The sequence below is a fragment of the Paenibacillus albidus genome (genome assembly GCF_014644435.1).
Classification (GTDB): Bacteria; Bacillota; Bacilli; order Paenibacillales; family Paenibacillaceae; genus Paenibacillus_AQ; species Paenibacillus_AQ albidus.
This window is the reverse complement of the sequence record NZ_BMKR01000002.1, coordinates 1-22,131: the sequence shown is the minus strand read 5'-3', so window position 1 is coordinate 22,131 and position 22,131 is coordinate 1. Positions and strand designations below refer to the sequence as shown.

At 46.6% G+C, this 22,131-nt stretch carries 18 protein-coding genes; 16 read left to right on the top strand and 2 right to left on the bottom strand.

The genetic code is table 11. The features are described 5' to 3' along the window. Positions 1-31 precede the first annotated feature (31 nt). The 10 genes from IEY53_RS01845 to IEY53_RS01800 all read left to right on the top strand — a co-directional run bounded on the left by IEY53_RS01845 (position 32) and on the right by IEY53_RS01800 (position 16,036). Entirely contained in the window at positions 32-988 is a 957-nt protein-coding gene (locus IEY53_RS01845; protein ID WP_189021914.1) for an alpha/beta hydrolase family protein, read from the top strand. Continuing rightward, on the top strand, positions 985-1,983 hold the full coding sequence (locus IEY53_RS01840) for a hydroxyacid dehydrogenase (RefSeq protein WP_189021913.1): 999 nt from the start codon (positions 985-987) through the stop codon (positions 1,981-1,983). Before IEY53_RS01845 ends, IEY53_RS01840 begins: the two co-directional genes overlap by 4 nt. A 125-nt stretch (positions 1,984-2,108) precedes the next feature. Continuing rightward, positions 2,109-4,334 (top strand): helix-turn-helix domain-containing protein, encoded by a 2,226-nt coding sequence (locus tag IEY53_RS01835; protein WP_189021912.1) that lies wholly within the window; start codon positions 2,109-2,111, stop codon positions 4,332-4,334. A 205-nt stretch (positions 4,335-4,539) separates the two neighbouring features. Next, positions 4,540-6,069: an extracellular solute-binding protein gene (locus tag IEY53_RS01830; protein WP_189021911.1), complete on the top strand. Its 1,530-nt coding sequence runs from the start codon at positions 4,540-4,542 to the stop codon at positions 6,067-6,069. Between the two features lie 23 nt (positions 6,070-6,092). Further along, positions 6,093-7,046 carry an ABC transporter permease gene (locus tag IEY53_RS34885; protein ID WP_189021910.1) on the top strand — a complete coding sequence of 318 codons (954 nt, stop codon included), beginning with the start codon at positions 6,093-6,095 and terminating at the stop codon, positions 7,044-7,046. Then, positions 7,040-7,912 carry a carbohydrate ABC transporter permease gene (locus tag IEY53_RS01820; RefSeq protein ID WP_189021909.1) on the top strand — a complete coding sequence of 291 codons (873 nt, stop codon included), beginning with the start codon at positions 7,040-7,042 and terminating at the stop codon, positions 7,910-7,912. The genes IEY53_RS34885 and IEY53_RS01820 overlap by 7 nt, the downstream gene beginning before the upstream one ends. Positions 7,913-7,955: 43 nt before the next feature. After that, complete coding sequence (hepB, locus tag IEY53_RS01815; protein WP_189021908.1) at positions 7,956-12,950, top strand: heparin/heparin-sulfate lyase HepB; 4,995 nt, start codon at positions 7,956-7,958, stop codon at positions 12,948-12,950. 37 nt (positions 12,951-12,987) lie between these two features. Then, on the top strand, positions 12,988-14,070 hold the full coding sequence (locus IEY53_RS01810; protein WP_189021907.1) for a Gfo/Idh/MocA family protein: 1,083 nt from the start codon (positions 12,988-12,990) through the stop codon (positions 14,068-14,070). Then, positions 14,067-14,918, top strand: coding sequence for a Gfo/Idh/MocA family oxidoreductase (locus IEY53_RS01805; protein WP_189021906.1), 852 nt, complete (start codon positions 14,067-14,069; stop codon positions 14,916-14,918). The genes IEY53_RS01810 and IEY53_RS01805 overlap by 4 nt, the downstream gene beginning before the upstream one ends. Next, a complete protein-coding gene (locus IEY53_RS01800; RefSeq protein ID WP_189021905.1) occupies positions 14,915-16,036 on the top strand; it encodes a Gfo/Idh/MocA family protein in 1,122 nt (373 codons plus the stop codon). The genes IEY53_RS01805 and IEY53_RS01800 overlap by 4 nt, the downstream gene beginning before the upstream one ends. Positions 16,037-16,089: 53 nt before the next feature. Here IEY53_RS01800 and IEY53_RS01795 read toward each other — a convergent pair whose 3' ends face one another. Then, positions 16,090-16,995: an AraC family transcriptional regulator gene (locus IEY53_RS01795; protein WP_189021904.1), complete on the bottom strand. Its 906-nt coding sequence runs from the start codon at positions 16,993-16,995 to the stop codon at positions 16,090-16,092. A 178-nt stretch (positions 16,996-17,173) separates the two neighbouring features. Here IEY53_RS01795 and IEY53_RS01790 point away from each other — a divergent pair, with 178 nt between their 5' ends. The 6 genes from IEY53_RS01790 (at position 17,174) to glxB (ending at position 21,514) form a co-directional block, all read left to right on the top strand. Continuing rightward, complete coding sequence (locus tag IEY53_RS01790) at positions 17,174-18,022, top strand: sugar phosphate isomerase/epimerase family protein (RefSeq protein WP_189021903.1); 849 nt, start codon at positions 17,174-17,176, stop codon at positions 18,020-18,022. 23 nt (positions 18,023-18,045) lie between these two features. Next, entirely contained in the window at positions 18,046-19,059 is a 1,014-nt protein-coding gene (locus IEY53_RS01785; RefSeq protein WP_189021902.1) for a Gfo/Idh/MocA family protein, read from the top strand. 11 nt (positions 19,060-19,070) lie between these two features. Then, a complete protein-coding gene (locus IEY53_RS01780) occupies positions 19,071-19,970 on the top strand; it encodes a sugar phosphate isomerase/epimerase family protein (RefSeq protein WP_189021901.1) in 900 nt (299 codons plus the stop codon). After that, positions 19,967-20,617: an SGNH/GDSL hydrolase family protein gene (locus IEY53_RS01775; protein ID WP_189021900.1), complete on the top strand. Its 651-nt coding sequence runs from the start codon at positions 19,967-19,969 to the stop codon at positions 20,615-20,617. The genes IEY53_RS01780 and IEY53_RS01775 overlap by 4 nt, the downstream gene beginning before the upstream one ends. Before the next feature lie 185 nt (positions 20,618-20,802). Further along, entirely contained in the window at positions 20,803-21,081 is a 279-nt protein-coding gene (locus IEY53_RS01770) for an ArsR/SmtB family transcription factor (protein ID WP_189021899.1), read from the top strand. A 49-nt stretch (positions 21,082-21,130) separates the two neighbouring features. Continuing rightward, complete coding sequence (gene glxB, locus IEY53_RS01765) at positions 21,131-21,514, top strand: methylglyoxalase (RefSeq protein ID WP_189021898.1); 384 nt, start codon at positions 21,131-21,133, stop codon at positions 21,512-21,514. A 52-nt stretch (positions 21,515-21,566) separates the two neighbouring features. Here glxB and IEY53_RS01760 read toward each other — a convergent pair. Beyond that, positions 21,567-22,131, bottom strand: a 565-nt coding sequence (locus IEY53_RS01760) for a serine hydrolase domain-containing protein (protein ID WP_189021897.1), incomplete at its 5' end; no start/stop codon positions are given.

Sequence of the window (22,131 nt, the reverse complement as noted above, 5' to 3'; positions counted from 1 at the left end):
AGAGAAGCTCACAGAAATCCGGAAGACCTGGTTGGATTACATCGGCGGGCTTCCTGCAAGTGTACCCGTACGATTGAAAATCAACTCCCAAAGTAAAAGTCAGGGTCATGACCGGTTTCATGTTCAATACGATACAGTCTACGGAGACAAAGTTACCGCTTACCTGCTAATTCCAAATGGAAATGAAGGCAATCATACGCCTGGACGTAGGTTTCCAGCAGTTATTGCCATGCATCCTACAATTGAGCAAGGAAAAGATGATATTGCCCTTTCTGCAGGGAGAAAGAACCGTAAGTATGCAATCGAGCTGGTTGAACGTGGATATGTGGTGCTTGCGCCTGATGCGCTGACTGCCGGTGAACGAATTTATCCGGGCCATGCGGCATTTAACAGTGAGCTTTTTTACGGGCAGCATCCGGGATGGTCAACTGTAGCCAAGAATATTACAGATCATAGGCAGGGTATTGATGTGTTATGCTCACTGGAAGATGTTAATCCAAATGCGATCGGGGCCATTGGACATTCATTTGGCGCATACAATGCTTATTTTCTTGCCGGTGCAGATGATCGAATTCAGGCTGTTGTATCCAGCTGCGGTTTTAGTCCTTTTACCGGTGACCCTAACCCTGAGCATTGGACCCATCGGAGTTACCCCTACACCCATATTCCTAAGATTTCCGCAGATTTAAAACAGGATCAGGTTCCATTTGATTTTCATGAAATTATCGCTTTATGCGCACCTACACCTTTTTTCAGCTATGCAGGTCAGGATGATCATATCTTCCCTCATTGGAAGTCCATTGGGGAGGGTAATCAGGAACTTAAGAAGCTCTACCGCAGGTTAGGGAAAGACGACAACTTCCAGTCATTCATTGGAGCAGGCGGGCATGACTTTCCTAAGGAGATACGGATGCTGGCCTATTTATTTTTGGATCAATGGCTTGCGAATAAAGGAGAACCTAATCAAGCCGGGGAGAGGGTCAAATGAAAATGCTGGATATAGTTATGGTTCAAGGTATAGATTATACCGAGCGGGTATTCAATAAGAATCAATTGGGACAACTGCGACAGCTCGGCAACTTGCGTATTAACCCTAATAAGGGCGTTCCAACTAAAGAAGAAGTTGCGGAACTGCTTGCAGGGGCAGATATCGCGATTACTTCTTGGGGATGTCCCCCGCTTGATGCAGAAATTCTTTGTCGTTGCCCTGAATTAAAATTGATCGCTCACGCGGCGGGTACGGTCAAACCTATTCTGAGTCCAGCTGTAATCTCAATGGGAATCCGCGTCTGCAGTGCGAACGACGCTTTAGCGCAGGGAGTAGCGGAAACAACGCTGGGTCTAACCATCGTGTCGCTCAAAAATATATGGCAGCTTGCCCGCAATACCCGGGAGGGTGAGTGGGAAAAGCAGCGCGAACATGTACGTGAGCTCTATGAGGTCACTATTGGGGTCATAGGTGCAGGAATGTCGGGAGCTCATTTTATCCGCTTGCTGAAACCGTTTGACGTCACAGTTTTGGTATACGATCCATTTGTTTCCGAAGAGAAAATTACCGGAATGGGGGCTGTAAAGGTCGAACTGGAGCAGCTTCTTATGGAATCAGATGTTGTCTCAATCCATGCGCCCTCCATACCAGAAACCCATCATATGTTGAACGAACGGACTTTGAAATTGATGAAGGATAATGCAATATTAATAAATACAGCCAGAGGATCGCTGATTGATGAGGATGCTCTTGTGACGGAATTACAGAAAGGGCGATTGTGGGCTTGCCTGGATGTGACTCAGCCTGAGCCGCCGGATAGGAGTCATCCATTCCGTTCGCTGGCTAATGTTACGTTAATCCCACATATTGCTGGAGCAACAAACAACGGGCTGTTCAGAGTCGGCAATTATGTTATTCGTGAGTTAGAACGGTTTGTACAAGGAAAAGAAATGTTGGGAGAAGTGGGTCTATCCAGACTCCATGTGATCGCATAACCATCAAATTTGCTATTTGACATGTTGTATGACACTACTTAGTATGAGTATAAGTGTGAATCTGAATGCTCTGCACCGGGATGAGCGGAGCTTATCCGGGAGCCTGCAAGAAGGACGGGGGTATAATGAAGAAGATAGAGCGACTGCGCTACATCCGATTGAAATTAGACTCTTTATTTCTGCAGCTGGTAGCGGGATTTCTATGTATTATTGTACTTCTGGCTTCCTTGACCTACTATGCCGTTTCAGTGTCCAAAGATAATATCAGGCAAGAAATCGTCAAATACAATACACTCATGCTGCACAATACGATGGAAAACTATGAGAACCATTTGGAAATGATCAAAAAGCAAATGGTGCTGTTCTATTACAGTGAACCTGTTCAACGTTTGCAGCGGGAACCTCACTATTCCACCTACCCCGAGGTCATCAAAGATATTCAATCCTGGGTGACAAATCCCTATTTATATATCGATAACATCATTTTTTATTCCAGACAACATAACTTTGTGCTGGAGAAGGGTACGAGTACGATACCCGATACCATGTTTAACGTATTTATGAGAAGCAACAAATATCCAATCGAATTTTGGAACCAACAATTTGAAGGCGCTTACTCGAACCGGGTTTTTCCAGCCGAATCTTTTTTCAGCAACTCTTTTCCGGATCGGAAAGGTGAGCTTGGCGAGTATATACCAATCATTTTTAAAATCAATAATAATCAGGATTTTTACATGGCCGTGTTTCTGGATGCCGGTAAAATGTATGAAGCATTCCACCAGACCATCGAAGAGGATCTCATCATTTATAATGCAATGGGAGAGACGATGTTTAAGCGTTCATCATCGGATCCTTTTATTCCTCTGAACAATCTGAAGCAACATGGGGGAAATGACTTCATACTGGATCATAAATATCATTTCTACACCACTGGAACAGGCAGCGGGATGACCTATATCCACCGGCTTCCCGTGGAACAGCTGACCTCTCAGACGCGGCTCAACTTTACGATGGTCGCGGTCATTGTGGCAGTGATCTTCTTTAGTATCCTTATATCCTTTTTCTTAGCGGCCCGAATCAATAATCCGTTAAAAAAGCTGATTCATTCCATGCGGAGTACGAACGATGATAAGCCTTACCGTTCGAAAATCCCTGAGTTCGAAATGATCAGCGGCCAGCTTAACGACAAGGACAAAATCCTGAAGCAATGGGCCTTTTTTAATTATTTGAAAGATATCAGGAGTCATGAGAGCGATATTGCAAAACTCAAATTTTCTGATAAATCCTTCGTGTTTCTTCTCTTTCATGTCTTAGAAAAGAAACATGCATCCTGGGTGCACGGTTCCTTTCAGAGCTGGCTGTATTACATAAAGGTGTTCATTGAAGTGAAATTGAACCGGACTTTCCAGGAAGCTTTGACGATCCAGATTGAACATAATCAAATTCTGAGTATGGTATTTATCGATGAAGTGGAGGATTTACAAGATTTACTCTCCAACATGAAGTCAGTATTCGATCATGACTTGGACAGTGGTACCATTACTATCGCAATGACCTCGAAATTCAATCATTTCAATCAGGTTCCTGAAGCTTATAAACAAGTCCATGAGCGGATCGGAAACCGCAGGCTGATCGACGAAACGGAGATTGTGGATTCTTTTTCTGTTAGACCGGTTGTCTGCGGATTCACGAAGGAGCAGGATAAAGCGTTTCAAGCTAATATGAAAGAGGGGAACCTCGAAGATTTAATGCTTTTAATGGAGCGTTTTTTTGCGAAATGGAGCAGTCAAGCTGTCTCGGCTGCGGCCTGGATGCGTTTCGCCGATGCTGTGGTGGACAGAATCCGTCAAGCCACTCCTTCCGACATCATAAGTCCAAGAACGTTAAACGAGATTCTGGAGAACTCGGAAGAAAAGATACGTGAATGTGTAACAACGAAGGAACTGGAGATCCTGCTCCTTCAATGGCTGAAGAAGATCTCCGAAGTGATCCAGGAGAAGAAAGAAAAGAAGGATGGGATAACCTCCTTCGTGATGGAATATATAAATGAAAATTTAGCCGATGAAATCTATTTGGACACATTGGCCGAAAAGCTGAATATCAGCAGCGGTTATTTATCAACCTATTTCAAGGAAAAAACGGGAATCAATATGGTCGAGTACATCAATGAGGTACGGATCCGCGAAGCGACTGTTCTTCTGGTGGAAAGTCAATTGAAGATCCTAGAAGTAGCGGAGACTGTGGGGTACCGTAATATAACCTCATTCAATCGAATGTTCAAGAAATATACAGGTCTCACACCAAATGATTACCGGAGAAGTCGGGTTTCTCACTCAGATAACACCGGTTGATATCCAGGCGATGGCAGGTTTGAGGGGTTCCTTTCCCCAACCTCCCATCGTTTTTTAGTTACTGCTCTTAGCTTTTTTACTGAAACATGGTATTAATTAAAGATTTCGAAGAAAGTTTAGGTTTTGGTGATAACAGCTTATGTACGGGCATCCGAACATTACGTATGATAAGCCTATTAAATAATGAGAAAAAGGTGGGATGTGTGTGAAAAAGGCTAAATATTCATTGATTACATGTACGCTTATGGTTCTGATGGCTACTGCTTGTTCGAAAGACACAGTCGAAACATCTTCAAGTCCTTCTAATTCTATTCAACCCAACACGACAGCTAGTTCCGCTCCAACACTTCCTGAAGAAGCTACGATTAAGATATATACAGAAAATAATACGGGATGGCCTGCTAAAAAAGACTGGGATGTGTGGAAATGGGTCAAGGAAGAGACGAACATTACGGTTGAGCAAGTTCTGGCTACAGGACCTGAGTCACTGGCACTTGCGGTGTCATCAGGAAGTATGCCCGACATTCTGTCTGTCTTCCCTGAAGAAGTGCAGAAATTCGGTCCGCAAGGAGCTTTTCTTGATCTGTCCAAACACATGGATAAAATACCGAATGTGAAAGCCTACTTGGATAGTAAGCCGGATGTGAAGGCGAGGGTGACTACCCCGACAGGCGAAATCCTGAGTATCATCAACGATGGTGCGGGTGAAGGCAATCAAGCGGTATGGTTCTACAGGGAAGATATATTCAAGAAAAATAATCTCGCGGAACCAAAGACGTGGGATGAGTTATATACGACGGCAAAAAAGCTCAAACAGCTTTATCCGGATAGTTATCCCTTCGTTGTCCGTCATGGATTAGCCACATTAAATTACATCGGACCCTCTTTCGGGTTATATCCCGAACTTCACCGGGACCCTAAAGATCCAACCCAAATGAAATTTGGCTTGCAAGACCCGGCTGCCAAAACGATGGTAGAGATGCTGAACAAATTTGTTAAAGAAGGCTTGATGCCTCCGGATTGGCTGACGATGGACTATAAGGCTTGGACACAGTTCATCTCAACGAACAAGTCGTTCATTACGATACAGTTTATCGGTCAGATCGAAATCATGAATAATCAGCTCACAGAAGGAAACCTCAAGTTTATGGCCCCTCCTGTTGGTGCCGGAACCCAGCCTTATTTGCCTAAAGGCGGAGCTGAGATATACGGATTAGCCGTAGCTTCCACAACAAAAAATTTGGACGCATCTTTACGTTATCTAGATTACATCTTCTCTAAGGAAGGAAGAGACATTCAGAGCTGGGGGAAAGAAGGAGAAACCTATACAGTGGAAGGCGGTAAGCGGAAGTTTAATGCGAATTACAAAGAAGCCAGTGATTTACGGGTAATCTCCGGTATTCAAACCGCGGGTACCTATGGATGGTTCGATTTTGACGCATGGATGGCGCTGGTGAAAGAAAAGGAACAACTCGCTTACCTACAAGCTCCTAAATACCGCCTGCCGGTTTCCAGCGATCTGCCCATGCTGACAACGGAAGAGGGAGCCGCCATCGGTCCGGCTAACGACCAGATCTGGAAATACTGGACCACTGAAACTACTAAATTTATATTTGGTGATAAGCCGATGTCAGAATGGGATGCCTTCGTAAAGGGACTAGACAAATATGAAGTGGAAAAAATTAAAACCACGTATCAAAAAGCTTTAGATCGGCAGATCGCTAACATGAAATAAAAAATAAGTGACAGGGCATAAACATGATCAGGGGATGCCCTGTTGCAACATCAGGAGGAGAACTATTTTTGAAACCAACTGTCTTCAAGCGATTGAAGCGAGACCGCATATATCTTCTGCTATTAGCTCCTGTGTTGCTCTACTATATCCTATTTAAGTATGTACCGATGTTCGGGATCGTGATTTCTTTTAAGGATTACAATCTGTTCAAAGGCGTATGGGCAAGTGAGTGGGTCGGACTGAAGTATTATAGGTGGTTTCTCCAAAATCCGGATGCATGGAATATCATCCGAAATACGCTTCTACTGGGAATGTATCGATTTTTATTTTTATACCCGACCCCAATTATGTTGGCTGTATTGTTCTATTTAATGCGCTGGAAAAGGTACAGAAGGTTTGTGCAAACCGTTAGTTACATGCCTTTTTTCATGTCCCAAGTCGTCATATCGAGTATTTTAATCATGCTATTGTCACCAAGCACCGGTTGGATCAATCAAATGATCAAATGGCTGGGAGTTGAACCCATCTATTTTCTGCAAAAAGCGGAATGGTTCCGCACCATCTACATTGCTTCGGATATTTGGCAGCAAGTAGGCTTTAGTACGATCATCTATCTGGCAGCTTTGGCCTCGATTGATCCCCAACTGTATGAGGCAGCGAGGATGGACGGAGCGGGAAGGTGGAAGCAGACGATTCATGTTACGCTGCCCGGCATTGTACCCGCTATGGTTATTGTATTTATTTTACAGCTTGGCGGTATCCTGGAGCTAAGCTTCGATAAGGCATTTCTTCTTGGTAACGTGGCTACCCTTGAAACGTCGGATATTATCTCTACTTATGTGTACCGCACCGGTATCATTGGAGGCAGCTACAGTTATGCTTCGGCTATCGACCTATCGATGGCTGTCATTTCTTTAATATTAATTTACACCGCGAACAAAGTCAGCCGTAAAGTGGGTGAGACTAGCTTATGGTAAAACGTGGCCAGATCAGATTCTTTGATATTGTCAACTTTCTCTTGCTGGGGTTTGTTGCGTTCGCATCGTTGTTTCCCTTTATTCATATGGCGTCAGTCGTTCTAAGTTCACCTGAACATGTAATTCGGAACGAAGTCGGATTATGGCCAAGAGGTTTGCAATGGGATGCGATAGGGGCTGCAATTGGTGATGAAAGGTTGTGGATTGGCTATCGAAACACCTTGCTGTATCTCGTGCTCGGATGCTGTATATCGATGATCCTCACCATCTTGGGCGCTTACGCGTTATCCAGAAAATCACTGATATTCGGGAAACCCGTCATGCTGATCATCGTTTTCACCATCATGTTCAATGGCGGGATGATTCCCTTTTATCTGGTCATGAAGTCTTACGGTTTAATGGATACTATATGGGCCATGGTGCTGCCGAGTGCCATCAATACGTATAATTTAATCGTTATGCGCACCTTTTTTCAGGGTATTCCGGTTGAAATAGAGGAGTCTGGACGAATTGACGGTTTATCGGATTTCGGACTGCTTCCTTACATTATTATTCCATTATCCAAACCTGTGCTTATGACAGTAGGGCTCTTCTATGCAGTGGAAATATGGAATAGTTTTTCTGCAGCGCTTCTGTTATTACGGGATTCGAACTTGTTTCCGCTACAGTTGATGATCCGTAATCTGGTGGTCGTAGGTCAAAGCGGGGACGTTCTTGAAACTTCCGTGGCTTCAGGACGGACGGTTGTGCTGGAGTCTCTAAAGTATGCCCTCATTCTGCTGGGCAGCTTGCCTATTATAATGGTGTACCCTTTCATTCAAAAGCATTTTGAGCAAGGAGCGTTGCTTGGATCGGTCAAAGGTTGATATGAATAAGGGATTTTATTCTAAGGGAAGAGGTGAACCTGAGATGATAAAGGGTAAAAAAATCGTCAACTATCTTCTGATGTTCCTTATCGTTTGTTCTGGTTATTCCTGGATTATAACGCCTTCAACTGCCAGAGCTGACAGCAATACGTTCACTGACAGTTTCAACACTGAACCGACCGGACCCAAAACAACCGGAGGGGGTTGGGCCGTTGATTCACGTTTTGGGACCGTAGAAATTGCCGAAGATCCTGCACCGGAGAATAAGAGTATGAAGCTTACGGATAACGACTATGATCCGAGTGATGTATACCGGCCGGCCGCCACGGCTACTCGAACGATTAGCCCACAGACCGGAAAGTTCACACTGGAGACGAAGCTTCGTATTGAAAAATATGAAGATACTTCGGACCAGCATTTCAATATTGCCGTGACTGACGACAAAATGAATATCGCTGCCAAACTTGCTTATACAGGCGGCGTATGGAGAAATATCACAGATTCTACCGCTGTGATCAACATGCCTTCCGCCAATTTGATTGGCCAATGGGTGACCATAAGGCTGGATTTTGATGTAAGTCTAGGGAAATATGACATGACGGTCATAAGCGATGCTTATAAATCAAGTGGAAGCGGAGACACCAATCTTAATAAGGCAACGGGTACTTACACCCTAAAGGGATTAAATATCAAAGCGGGGGCAGGTGAACTAACCAAAGTACTTTATCTTCCCCAAAACAATAAGGGAATTTATTATATCGATTACCTTACTCTGAATAATACAGCACCTATTTGGTCGGACGGGACATTGACCGCAACAAATTTAACTTCAGAGAGTGTAAAGCTCACTTGGCCGGATGCAACGGACGATCTAGGCACCATAACGGAATATGGGATTTACGAGGGGAATGTCAAGGTTGGTTCAACCACAGGGGATATTCACACGATTACCCTTAGCAATCTCACCAAAGGGGTGCATAAGTACAACGTGGAGGCGATGGACAACGAGGGTAACCAATCTACGGGCGGACCTTCTGAAACCGTGGAAATTGGGAACCCGGTATCGCTGCTGAAGCCGCCTCCGGAGCATCCCCGTTTATTGATAAGGGCACAGGATATCCCTGCACTGAAGGTGAAGCTTGCCAAGCCGGAGATGGCTTCTTACTGGGAAAAGGTAGACAATGCGAGCAAAGAAGTACACAGTGGTGTATTGCCCCCCACGGCTGGAACAGGATTTGGAAATTATGATGAAAAAATTCTGTTGTCCATCAAAGCCAAAGCGCTTCTGTCCGTACTTAACCAGGATGATGCCAATGGCAAAGAAGCCATCAAAATGATGATAAACTTTTTCGCTTCCTTTGAATCAAAAGACATTTCAAAAACATCCGGACATGCAGGCGAGACGATAACTGCAGGCGCGATGGTCTATGACTGGTGCTACAACCTGCTGACTGCCGATGATAAGGATACTTTTATCTCGGAATTTGAAAGAATGGCCACAGATCATACGCTAACTAAATACCCTTTGGTTCCAGACGTTGGCGGTTCCATTACCGGGAATCGGGCTGAAAGTCACATCTTGAGGGATTTGCTCAGTGCAGGCGTAGCGATTTATGACGAGAAAACCTCCATGTATAATGATGCTACTCAAATCCTGTTGAAGGAGTTTGTACCTTCGCGGGCAGAGTTGTTTAAAGCCGGCATGCACTATCAAGGGGACTCGTACGGGCAAGGCAGGTATGCTTTTGAAGCGATAGCAAATCTGATATACGCCCGAATGGGATACCCTGATGTCTTTAATAGAAATATGGGGGATGTTCCGTACAGAACCATATACACCCGCACTCCGGACGGTGATTTGCTCAGGGACGGAGATTCGTGGGTAGTTCGTAACAGGGGGGAATTTGTAGGGCAACCGAGCACATTCCTGTATACGGCGGACTATTACAAAGATCCATACTTCAAGGAAGCATTCAAGATGGAATATTCTCAGGAAGATTGGAATGTAGATCCAGTCCTTGTACTTTTGTTCAACGACCCTGATCTCCCAAGCAAGCCACTGAGTGAGCTCTCACTCACCCGGTATTTCGGTACCCCGATAGGCTCCATGGTAGCAAGAACCGGCTGGAATACGGGAATTGACTCACCCGACGTGGTGGCAGAGATGAAAGTTGGCGAATACCACACCAATAATCATGACCATCTGGATCAGGGAGCCTTCCAAATTTATTACAAAGGTTCGCTTGCGGTCGATTCCGGAGTCTATGGAGGCTATGGCTCTGAGCATGATTTAAATTACTATAAACGGACGATAGCGCATAACTCCATGCTGATCTATGACCCCAATGAAAAATGGGATCTGTGGGCACAATCGCTTTCCAATGATGGCGGAGTACAATGGCCTAACCTTGGGAAAGAGCCAAAAGATTTAGGAGAACTGCTCACCGAGGAGTACAAGATGGCGGATATTAAGGGACATCAATTCGGCCCTGATCCGATAAAACCTGACTTCACTTATCTGAAAGGAGATTTGACAAAAGCATATAATAAAGATAAAGACAGAGACAATGACAAGGTTTCGAAATATATGCGCTCTTTTGTATTCCTAAATCTCAAAGATAACACCCACCCGGCGGCGATGATCGTATACGACAGGGTTCATTCGACGAACAAGGATTTCAAGAAATACTGGCTGCTGCACAGCGAAGAGAAACCAGAGGTGAATGAGAATGTCACCACCATTACAAGGAGTGTGTATGGTTATAACGGGAAACTGGTCAACACCACCCTGCTTCCTCTGAAGGATAACCTCACTATTGAAAAAGTAGGCGGACCAGGCAATGAGTATTCCGTATCCGGTAAAAATCATCCGAGTACGGAGTCAGGTAAAAGCGGTCTTGAACCCGGTGCATGGAGAGTACAAATCTCCCCAAGCAATGCGGAAGAGAATGATAGTTTCTTGAATGTCATGCAGGTTATGGACAATGTGGGAGGTCCTTCACCGCTTGCTACGGAAATGATTGACTCCGGAGATATGGTGGGCGTCAAAATTGCAGATAGAGTTGCATTATTCAGCAAGAGCGGTGAGCGTTTAAATGGCGAGGTCACCCTAAATATCAGCGGAGATGAAGATCATCTCCAATATGTGGTAACCGATCTCGTGGCAGGTTACTGGACTGTTAAGAGAGGCGATCAAACCGCAGAGTCACAGATCCTAGTCTCCGAAGAGGGCGGCGTTCTAAGCTTTAATGGTCCTGCCGGAACCTATACACTGGAGTGGAAGGCTAATCAAGAACTTCCGCTCATGCAGCGGCCTGTATGGACGAACGGGAATCTTGCCGCATCCGATATCACGTTAGATACGGTAACCCTGAACTGGTCAGGAGTGGAATCAAACGATACGGTTGCCGAATACAAAATCTTCGATAGCGGTAAGTTCGTAAAATCAGTGCCAGGTAGCAAAAACAGCATTACTTTGAACCCTATGGCATCGGGGTTGCACAACTTCCGGATCGAGGCAGTGGATAAATCCGGCACTTTGTCCGATACCGGACCTTCGGTTACGGTTACCTTGCAGAATTTATATCAAATAAGCGGCACCGTCAGCAAGGAAGGCGGCGATCCTGCGGCCCATGCGACCGTAGCAGTAAGAACGGCCGAAGGTTTTCTCGTCAAGTCTGTGATTTCAGACGTGGAAGGGCGCTATACAGCGGATAAGCTGCCAAGCGGGAATTATCTCATAACTGTTGCTTATGACAGGACAGATAAATTTTCGCAATCTGTCCATCTTTCAGACAGAGACTTGGTGAGTGACATTGTCCTGATACCCATGCTCGATATCTCAGCTGTTACCTCCAGCGATGAAAGCGGCGGCCCAGCGACAAGGACCATCGACGGGAACTTGACTACGTCATGGGCAGCGGAGGGAATAGGTATCTGGGCAAAGTATGATCTGGGTGATATCAAAAGTGTCGACAGAGTCGACCTATTATTCGCTAACGGGGCGGTTCGGAAGAATTACTTCGATATTGCGGTATCGACTGACGGTATTAATTTTACAACAGTATATAGCGGGTCAAGCAGCGGTGCGTCTGGGGATATGCAGCAATTCCGCTTCGATCCGGTGCCTGCACGGTATGTGAAATTTATTGGAAAAGGCAACAACGGTCCGTACAGTACATGGACCACCCTCATTGAATTGGCCCTATATGGTAAAAAGACATCCATCGTCAGCTTCCAGCCGGTAGTGGTTTCCACAAGTGCAGGTACGGCGCCGGTCATGCCGTCAGTGGTAACGGCGGTTTATAGCAATCAATCCTTGGCGGAGGTCAACGTTGATTGGGACAGCATCAGCCCTTCGCAATATGCTGCGGAGAATACCTTTACGGTACAAGGAACGGTTGCGGGTACATCCATTCGTCCACAGGCAGAAGTTACGGTTAATGCCCTTCCTTCTGCAACAGGAGTTCCGGGCAAACCCGTGCTTTCGAGTGATAGCGGCTACGCCACAGGACTGAAAGACGGGGACTACCTCATCACGATGAACATGTGGTCGGGGAACAATGGCACACGGTTTCAGCTTTACGAGAATGGTGTCCTGATCACCTCGGAGAAGCTGACCGATGCTTCTCCGGATGCTCAGGTCACGAGGACGGCTGTTTCGGGCAAGGCTAACGGAACCTACACGTATTCGTGCGAGCTGACCAATAGCTTTGGCACAACCAAATGCGATCCGCTTGCCGTTGTTATTACGGATGCATCTCCGGGCCACCCAGTGTTGTCCCATAACAACTGGGACGGAGACGGGAATTACGACGTAACCATGAACATGTGGTGGGGGACGAATGCAACCGCATATCGGTTGTATGAGAACGGGGTGCTGATAGATTCGCAGAATTTAAACGCAGCTTCTCCGAATACGCAGAAGGCAGTGACAGCAATTTCAGGAAAAGTTGCCGGCACCTATGAATACTACTGCGAATTGGTGAATACGGCAGGCGTTACTTCCAGCTCGAGTATGACCCTTCAACTGAAGTGATCAATCTAAATTTAGTTATCCTGGGGAGGAACATCCATTGTCCAAAATAAAAGTTGCCATCATCGGATGCGGCAGCATTGCCAACGCTTCGCATATTCCATCCTATCTGGCCAACCCCAACGCCGAAATTAAGTATTTCTGCGATATCATTAAAGAAAAGGCGGATAAAGCCGTGCTTGACTACAGCTGCGGGGAAGCGATTGAGGATTACCGCATTGCCCTGAATGACCCGGAGATTGAAGCGGTATCCGTCTGTACACCGAATGATGGACATGCGGCTATCTCCATTAATTGCTTACGTGCCGGCAAGAACGTACTTTGTGAGAAACCTGCTGCAAGAACTTATGCTGAAGCGTTAGAGATGCAGAAGGTCCAGCATGAAACCGGACGTGTGTTGAATATAGGTGTTGTGAACCGATTTAATACGGGCGTTAATCTGATCAAAAAGTTGATCACAAATGGAGAGCTTGGCGAGGTCTACCATGTTTACGTCAGCTTCAGGTCCCAACGTTCGATTCCGGGACTGGGGGGTGCATTCACGACCAAATCTATCGCAGGGGGCGGTGCACTGATAGACTGGGGCGTTCATTTCCTCGATATTGTCATGTATTGCTTGGGTGACCCGCTGCCGATGACGGTATCCGGACAGACATACAGTAAATTAGGTTTGGATATACCGGATTATTCCTATATCAACATGTGGGCCGGTCCTCCGAACTATTCCGGGACTTATGACGTGGACGATTTCGTGACGGCCCTGATCAGAACGGAAGGTCCGACGATTTCATTAAATGGCGCTTGGGCGCAAAATATCGGCTCAGAAGAAATGTACATCGACCTACTCGGGAGCAAGGCTGGAATTCGTCTGCAATATGGCAAAGGCTTTAAAGTGTACGGAGCGAAGGATGGTGTATTGCTTGAGACAACGCCTACCTACAAATCAGATGAGATGTTCCAAGACGAGATTGACTCCTTCCTGGAGTGTATCCGTACCGGTGAGAAGCTGGCTTCCCATATCGATACCGTGATTCTCTCCTCACGTATTATCCAGGGCATATATGATTCATCCGAATTAAATAGAGAGATTGTATACGAAAGCGCCATGGAGGATGCGAAATGAAAAAAATTGGTTTTATCGACTATTTTCTCGATGAATGGCATGCCAACCAGTACCCGGATTGGATCGAGCGGTCATCCGGTGGAACGATGAAGGTAACCTGTGCTTACGGTAAAGTGGATGCACCGAACGGGAGGGCAAATGCCGTATGGTGCCGCGACATGAATATCGAGCTGCTGCCTACGATTCAAGCGGTCATAGACAACAGCGATTATTTAATTGTGTTGTCACCCGATCACCCGGAATTCCATGAAGAACTGTCCTTACTTCCTTTGCAGTCCGGCAAACCCACATACGTGGATAAAACCTTCGCTCCCGATCGGGAGACCGCGATAAAAATGTTCGAAAGGGCAGCGAAACATCACACGCCGCTTTATTCTTCTTCAGCTTTGCGGTTTGCTCCTGAATATGCGGAGGCCCGCGGTATGGGGATTGATACGTTATTCAGTCAAGGACCAGGCCAATATTCCAATTATGCCGTTCATCAGATTGAGCCGGTTGTATCACTGATGGGTGTCGGCGCGAAACGGGTGATGTCCGTTGGTACGGTACTGGCACCTTCCTTGTTGATCGAGTTCACGCATGGACGGCAAGCCACTTTTCTGCATATTCAAAACAGCCCGTTTCTACTAACCCTGCAATATGGGAGCGGTCAATCTGCCAGAATTACGGCGGAAGCGGACTTCTTTGCAGCTTTTATCGATGATTTGGTACTTTTTTTCAATACCGGTACACCCACGGTCCAAGCTGAGGAGACGATTCTAGTCATTACTTTGATTGAGTATGGATATAAAGCCATGCAAACGCCCTATCGATGGATTGAATTGCCTGGCTCGGGGGGAAAAGGATGAGAATTGGAGTTGTCGGATACGGGCAGAGGGCCAGCAGTCTGATGGGCTATCTGCCAAAATTGGATCCTGATAGTCAGTTCGTTGCTATTGCGGATCACAGGAAAGAACAAATCAGAGCGCAGCTGAAAGAAGAATCAGCACCTATACTATTTTATGACACTGTGGAAGAAATGCTTGATTCCGCCCAATTAGACGGTGTTGTAGTCGGTACCCGGTGTGATCTGCATACGGAAATGGCGCTTAAAGTACTGGAACGCAACTTAACGTTATTTCTTGAAAAACCGGTTGCAACAACTTACGCAGATTTATTCAGATTAAAAGCGGGATACGAAGCTTCTCAATCCCAGGTTGTTGTCTCGTTTCCGCTAAGGAATACTCCGCTGATTAAATTGGCTAAAGAAATTATTGATTCGGGGAAAATAGGCACTGTTGAGCATGTTCAAGCCGTGAATGATGTCCCCTACGGAACGGTCTATTATCAGAGCTGGTACAGAGACGAGAGCATTACAGGAGGACTGTTTCTTCAGAAAGCGACACATGATTTCGATTATATTAACTACTTAGTCGGTCTTAAGCCTGTTTCCATATGTGCAATGAAATCAAAGCAGATTTTTAAAGGGAACAAACCCGCTCAGCTCATGTGCAGGAATTGTGAGGAGAAACATACTTGTCCGGACAGTGCGCTCCATCATGATTTGGGCGAATACTGCTGCTTTGCTGAAGACACCGGCAACGAGGATTCCGGGAGCGCACTGATACGGTATGAGTCGGGTATGCATGTGAACTATTCGCAAAATTTCTTCGCCCGCCGGGGAGCAGCGAGAAGGGGAGCAAGACTGCTGGGATACAAAGGAACTCTTGAATTTGACTGGTATACAGGCGAGCTGAAGGTATTTATGCATCATGAACCCCGGGTGGAGACGCATAAGCTTGATTTGGATGCTTATGACGGTCATGGCGGAGGGGATCAACAGCTGATAAGTAATTATCTGAAGGTTATACGCGGGGAAGAGAAGTCTGCAACCCCGTTGGATGATGGTCTGCTTAGTGCATTATTATGTTTGAAAGCGAATGAATCCGCTGAAAAGGGAAGCTTTTGTAATATTGCTTGGGATTAAAAAAATAGGTAATCCGAAAAAGTCCTTGATAATCAAGGACTTTTTTATTTGGGCTACAGCACGCGTGACAGCTTCCGGTACCCCCGCGGTGAGATGCCTTCGGTAGCGGTAAACACCCGGCTGAAATAGTGGATATCAGGGTACCCCACTAGTTCCCCTATACGTTCAATGGGCCAATCGGTCTCTTGCAGCAGCTTGCGGGCTTCCCGGTGCCGGATGGAACGCAAATATTCGCCGGGTGGAATGCCTGCGATCTGCCGGAACAGCTTGGAGGTATAGTCCCCGCTCATCCCCAGACGCTCCGCGATGATAGAATTGGTCCAAGCTGCGGCGGGAACCTTCTCCATATCAAGCATAAGCTCCTTGACCTTCTGACCATGTACCGACGCGCCGCTGATTCTCCGGTATACCTGGGATCGGATCAGATAAGCCAGAATATTCAGCATAAGCCCTCTGCACACCAACTGGTAGCCCAGGGGGCGCATCGAAAACTCGTGGATCAGGTTCTCCATGGACTGGACGCATTCGTGAGAAGCGTTGTACACCGGCTCCTCCGTCAGAGGCGAGCAGGTCTGGTCTACTGCTTCCACCGCAAACTTCTCTCCCATCACTTCTTCCTCATTGACGACCATATCTTCCTCCCTGTTGATGTTCAATTCTCCGAGAAAGTCAAAATGGATCCCGATCAGCTTGGTTGTAGGAACGGCAAGCGTAACATTCTCGTGGTACACGCCGGAAGGCAAAACGATGAGCTGACCCGGAGATAACGTATACGTTATATGCTCCATCGCAACGGACAATGTGCCATGGCAAACATATAAAATTTCAAAGTCATACAGCCTCCTTCCCGGAAACAAGCGGGGCGCGACAGTCTGGAACTGCGCGTAATGAATGGCGGGGGACCACTCTTGAAACGGAACAAGCTTGCGAACCGGAAGAGGGATGGGCCTATGATTCACTGCTGGCAGCTCCTTTGCTAATAAGTTATTCAAATAACGGAATCGTGCAAAAAGTGACTTCCTTTGCTAAATAAACTATCTCATTAATCCTATATAATACAGGTAACAAGGAATAGTAACAACCCAAAGTTTATATCGTTGGATTACGGAATAACACAAATTAGTTGGAGGGATGGATATGAAGAAGGGGATTAACATTTGGTCATTTCCGGACGGAAAGCCGGTTTTGGAATGTGCGAAGTTGGCTAAAAAGGCAGGATTCGACGGCATTGAACTTTCGCTGAATGAGTCTGGAGAGTTGGGGCTGGAGACCACGGGACAGGAAGCGTTGGCGCTTCGCCATCAAATCATGGACCTGGGATTGGAGATCAGCGGTTTGGCTACAGGCCTGTATTGGGCCCATTGGATGACCAGCGAATCGGAAGCGACCCGAACGAAGGCCATGGATATTTGCAAAAAACAGCTGGAGACGGCAGCGGTTTTGGGAGCGGATACGATCCTGGTCATTCCGGGTGCAGTCGGCGTGGATTTTATCCCGGGCTGCGGTGTGATCGAATACGACAAAGCATATGAACGCGCCCAGGAATCCATCAGCAGGCTGGCTCCCTTTGCGGAGCAGACCGGCGTATCCATCGGCATCGAGAACGTTTGGAACAAGTTCCTGCTCTCACCGCTAGAGCTGCGCCAATTTATCGATTCCATCGGCTCCCCGTTCATTGGCTCTTACTTTGATGTGGGCAACGTCGTGCATTCCGGCTATCCGGAGCATTGGATCCGCATCCTGGGCAGTCGCATCAAGAAGGTTCATTTCAAGGATTACCGACGTCAAGCGGGTGGACTACACGGGTTTGTCGATTTGCTCGCAGGCGATGTGGATTACCCCGCGGTGATGGCGGCCTTCAGGGAAATCGGCTATGACGGATACGCGGCGGCCGAGATGATACCGAACTACACGTATCATACGGAGCAGATCATTTATAATACCTCCGCTTCAATGGATGTTATCCTGGGCCGGAACGCACTATAACTTTCTTAGGAGGATTCCAACCTATGTTGAAAATTGGATTAATCGGATTCGGGTTTATGGGGCGTATGCATTTCGACAACTATATCCGTCTGATTTCGGAAGGATATCCCATTGGACTGAAAGCGATCTGCGACATTCGGATCGACGAGCTAAAGGACGGTAAAGCGAGCGGCAACATGTCTACGTCGCAGGAAGTGTATGATCTGACCCCTTACAATCTGTATGACCATTTTGAGAAAATGATCGCAGCCGAAGAACTGGACATGATCGATCTGGCTGTGCCTACCTACCTGCATGCCGAGATGAGCTGCTTTTTGCTGGAAAAAGGTTACCATGTGATGTGTGAGAAGCCAATGGCCCTGAACGCGGAGGATGCCGGGAAAATGGCCGAGACCGCCGTCAGGACCGGCAATAAGCTGATGATTGGGCAGTGCCTGCGCTTTTGGCCAGGTTATGAGTACCTGAAGCAGTGCGTCGAAGACCGCCGTTACGGCGCCGTTACCGAAGGTTATTTCTACAGGGGCTCAGGTTCCCCGCAGGGGTGGTTCCTGGATGAGACGTTGAGCGGAGGGTGTTTGCTGGATATGCATATCCACGACACTGATATGATTCAATACCTGTTTGGCAAGCCATCCAAGGTGTCAACTTTAGGCCGGAATGTGATTCCAGGGGCAGGCCAAGACCTGGTATCAAGCCACTACTATTACCTGGACGGCAAAGTGATCAACGCCCAAGCGGACTGGACGCTAGAAGGGGATTTCGGCTTCTATATGGGTTATCGGGTGAATTTTGAACGCGGCAATATCACCTTTGACGGTTCCACAGTAAAGGTCAACCCCAATGATGCCCCCGGGTTCGTACCGGAGCTTTCCTCCGACAGCGGCTACTACGGAGAACTGGTCTATTTCCTGAACGCCGTTATCAAAGATCAACCGATCCAGGTTTGTACACCGGAGAGCACTGCTGCTACGTTGGCTGTAGTCCAGGCAGAAGCGAAATCCGCAGCCCAGGCAGGAGCTTGGATTTCAGTAGAATAGGAGGGTGTCCGGTGGCATTATCACTGACGAATAAAATCGGCGTCATCATTGACTGCTTCGGGGCCGGAGTAAGAGAAGGCCTTAACAAGGCGCAGGAAACAGGGGCAGAAGGTGTTCAAATATGGGCGGTTTCCGGTGAAATGGATCCGGGTAACCTCTCTTTCAATAGCCGTAAGGAGTTGAAAGGAACCATCGCTGGTATGGGTCTGGAGGTTTCGGCATTGTGCGGGGACCTGGGAGGTCATGGTTTCCAGGATCACGTTGAGAATCCGTCCAAGATCGAGAAGTCCAAACGTATTCTGGATCTTGCTATGGATTTGGGATGTAATGTCGTTACGACCCATATCGGAATCGTACCGGAAGACCCGACGGATCCGGTGTATAGGATTATGCAAGAGGCTTGTGCGGAGCTTTGTGAATACGCTTCGAAGGTGAAAGGTTATTTTGCAGTGGAGACGGGACCTGAAACAGCTGCTCAGCTCAAAACATTTCTTGATACGCTGGGAGGTAAAGGTGTAGCTGTAAATTTTGATCCTGCTAATATGGTCATGGTTACTGGGGATGATCCGGTGAAAGGTGTACACCTTTTGAAAGACTATATTGTACACACACATGTGAAGGATGGAATCCGGCTTCAGTCTGTAGATCCGCGGGTTATTTATGGAGCGATAGGGTACAAACCTTTGGATCATCAAAATATTGCGAAACTTGTTAGTACAGGCGAGTTATTCCGGGAACTTCCGTTAGGGGAGGGCGAAGTGGATTTTGATGCTTATTTCGCTGCTTTGCAGGACATCGGATATGGTGGTTATCTTACCGTCGAAAGGGAGGTTGGAGATGATCCTGAGAGGGATATCCTCAGAGCGGTGTCATTCATTCGTAAGTATAGAAAAGGAGCGGCGAATCAATGATACCTAAGGGTACAAAACTGATCATGATCGGTGACTCGATTACCGATTGTGAACGGGTTCGCCCATTTGGTGAAGGCAAAGGTGATGCATTGGGGAATGGCTATGTCTCCCACATCAATGCTCTGCTTGAATCGACTTATCCGGAACAAGATGTACGGACGATCAACATGGGGATAAGCGGAGATACTATAAGAGAGCTTCGGGTGCGCTGGCAGACTGACGTGATAGACCTGCAGCCCGACTGGGTTTCGGTCATGATTGGCATTAACGATATTATGCGGCACTATAATCGTAGACATATCAAAGAATGCCATGTTTCGCTCGAAGAATATGAGCAGACGCTTGAAGCACTAGTCGCGGAAACAAAGGCGTCCGGCGTCCAAGAGGTGATTTTGATGACGCCGTTCTTCATCGAGAGCAGCTCCGGTGACCCGCTTCGAAGCATGATATTGCAGTACGGAGCGGCCGTGAAGCGGATCAGTGAACGACAAGGCACTCGTTTGATCGATGTTCAATCTGCTTTCGATAGGCATCTGAAGCATCATTATTCCCTTGAGCTAGCTGCAGATCGGGTCCATCCGACGCAAACCGGACACATGATCATTGCCCGCGAATGGCTGAAGGCTATCGGCTACCATTGGCTGTAAGCGTATGAAATTTGAAAAAAATCACACATCACCCTGCGTCTTGAGAAAGAAGGGAGAGCTCAAGACCAGATTGACTGTTAAAACATTTGCCGACACAAACTTCGGTAAGTGTTTTTTCCTTTATCACGCAACTTTACAGTTGCTTATGCTTGACAAGCAACCTTGGGGTTGCTTATACTCGAGATATGAATTGGGACAAAGACGCTATATTCAAAGCCCTTGGCGACTCGACTCGGCGGCTTATATTAGACGAACTATCCGAACGCAACGAGCTGACGTTGTATGAACTTACGGTACGTCTCATTACGAAGCACGACCTTGCCATTTCGCGACAGGCGATCGCTAAACATCTTTCTGCATTGGAAGATGCAGGACTTGTAAATTCAAAACGAAAGGGAAAATATCGTGTGCTTATCTTCAACAACGAACCACTCAAAAATTTGCTGAAAGGATGGGTGGAGTAATTTTATAGAATCGGAACAGGACTACTATATCAAAGGAGGCAAAAATAGTATGAAAATCATTGTTACCAGTCTATTCGTACAAGATCAAGACAAGGCATTGAAGTTTTATTCAGAAACACTGGGGTTTGTGAAAAAGGAGGACGTTCCCATGGGGAAATTCAGGTGGATAACGCTTGTTTCTCCCGATGATCAAGACGGTACCGAGCTTTTACTCGAACCGAATGAACATCCGGCCGCCAAAGAGTATCAAAAGAAAATAGTTGCCGAAGGTATCCCGGCAACAATGTTTGGCGTTGCAGATATTCATAAAGAGTATAAACAATTGTTGGAAAACGGCGTGAAGTTTACTATGGAACCGACAAAAATGGGGGAGTTCACCATAGCTGTCTTCGACGATACTTGCGGCAACCTTATTCAGATAATTCAGAAGTAACTTCATAAGCGTCAAATAGCCCACACCTTGACATCAAGATGTGGGCTGCACTTTACTTGCTAAATTCAGCAATTAATATATTTTTAAAAGGATTAGGACTGTTATCTCTACCCAAACTGTTCAAACTGACGACCAACGTATGCTTGCCTCCAAGTGTACCTCCAACAATAGTAGAAAACCCTAGAATGCCACCGGTATGTCCCCATATCGAGACACCGTTTGGAAGTTTAGTTTCAAAGATCCCAAGACCATATCCATCGATTCCTGCTCTTCCTGTAGGAACTGTAGTAAGCATTTGTTTGAGTAGCTGTTCCTTCAGTAATTTGCCACCGAGCAGGGAAGAGAAGAATTTATTTAAGTCGTCAGCAGTAGAAATCATATCTCCAGCCGAGCTACCTGCACTTGGGTTATAATAAGTAACGTCTTTTATCTCACTTGCTTCGTCTGGTTGGGAATATCCCCGGGCATGTTTGGTGCCTGGAATAACGCTTGAATTGCCAGGTAGGAATGTTTCCGACAATCCAAGCGGTTCAATAATCCGATTTTCAATTTCTTCTGCGTAGCTGTTTCCGGTTAATTTTTCAATAAGAATACCCAGTAATACGTATCCTGTGTTT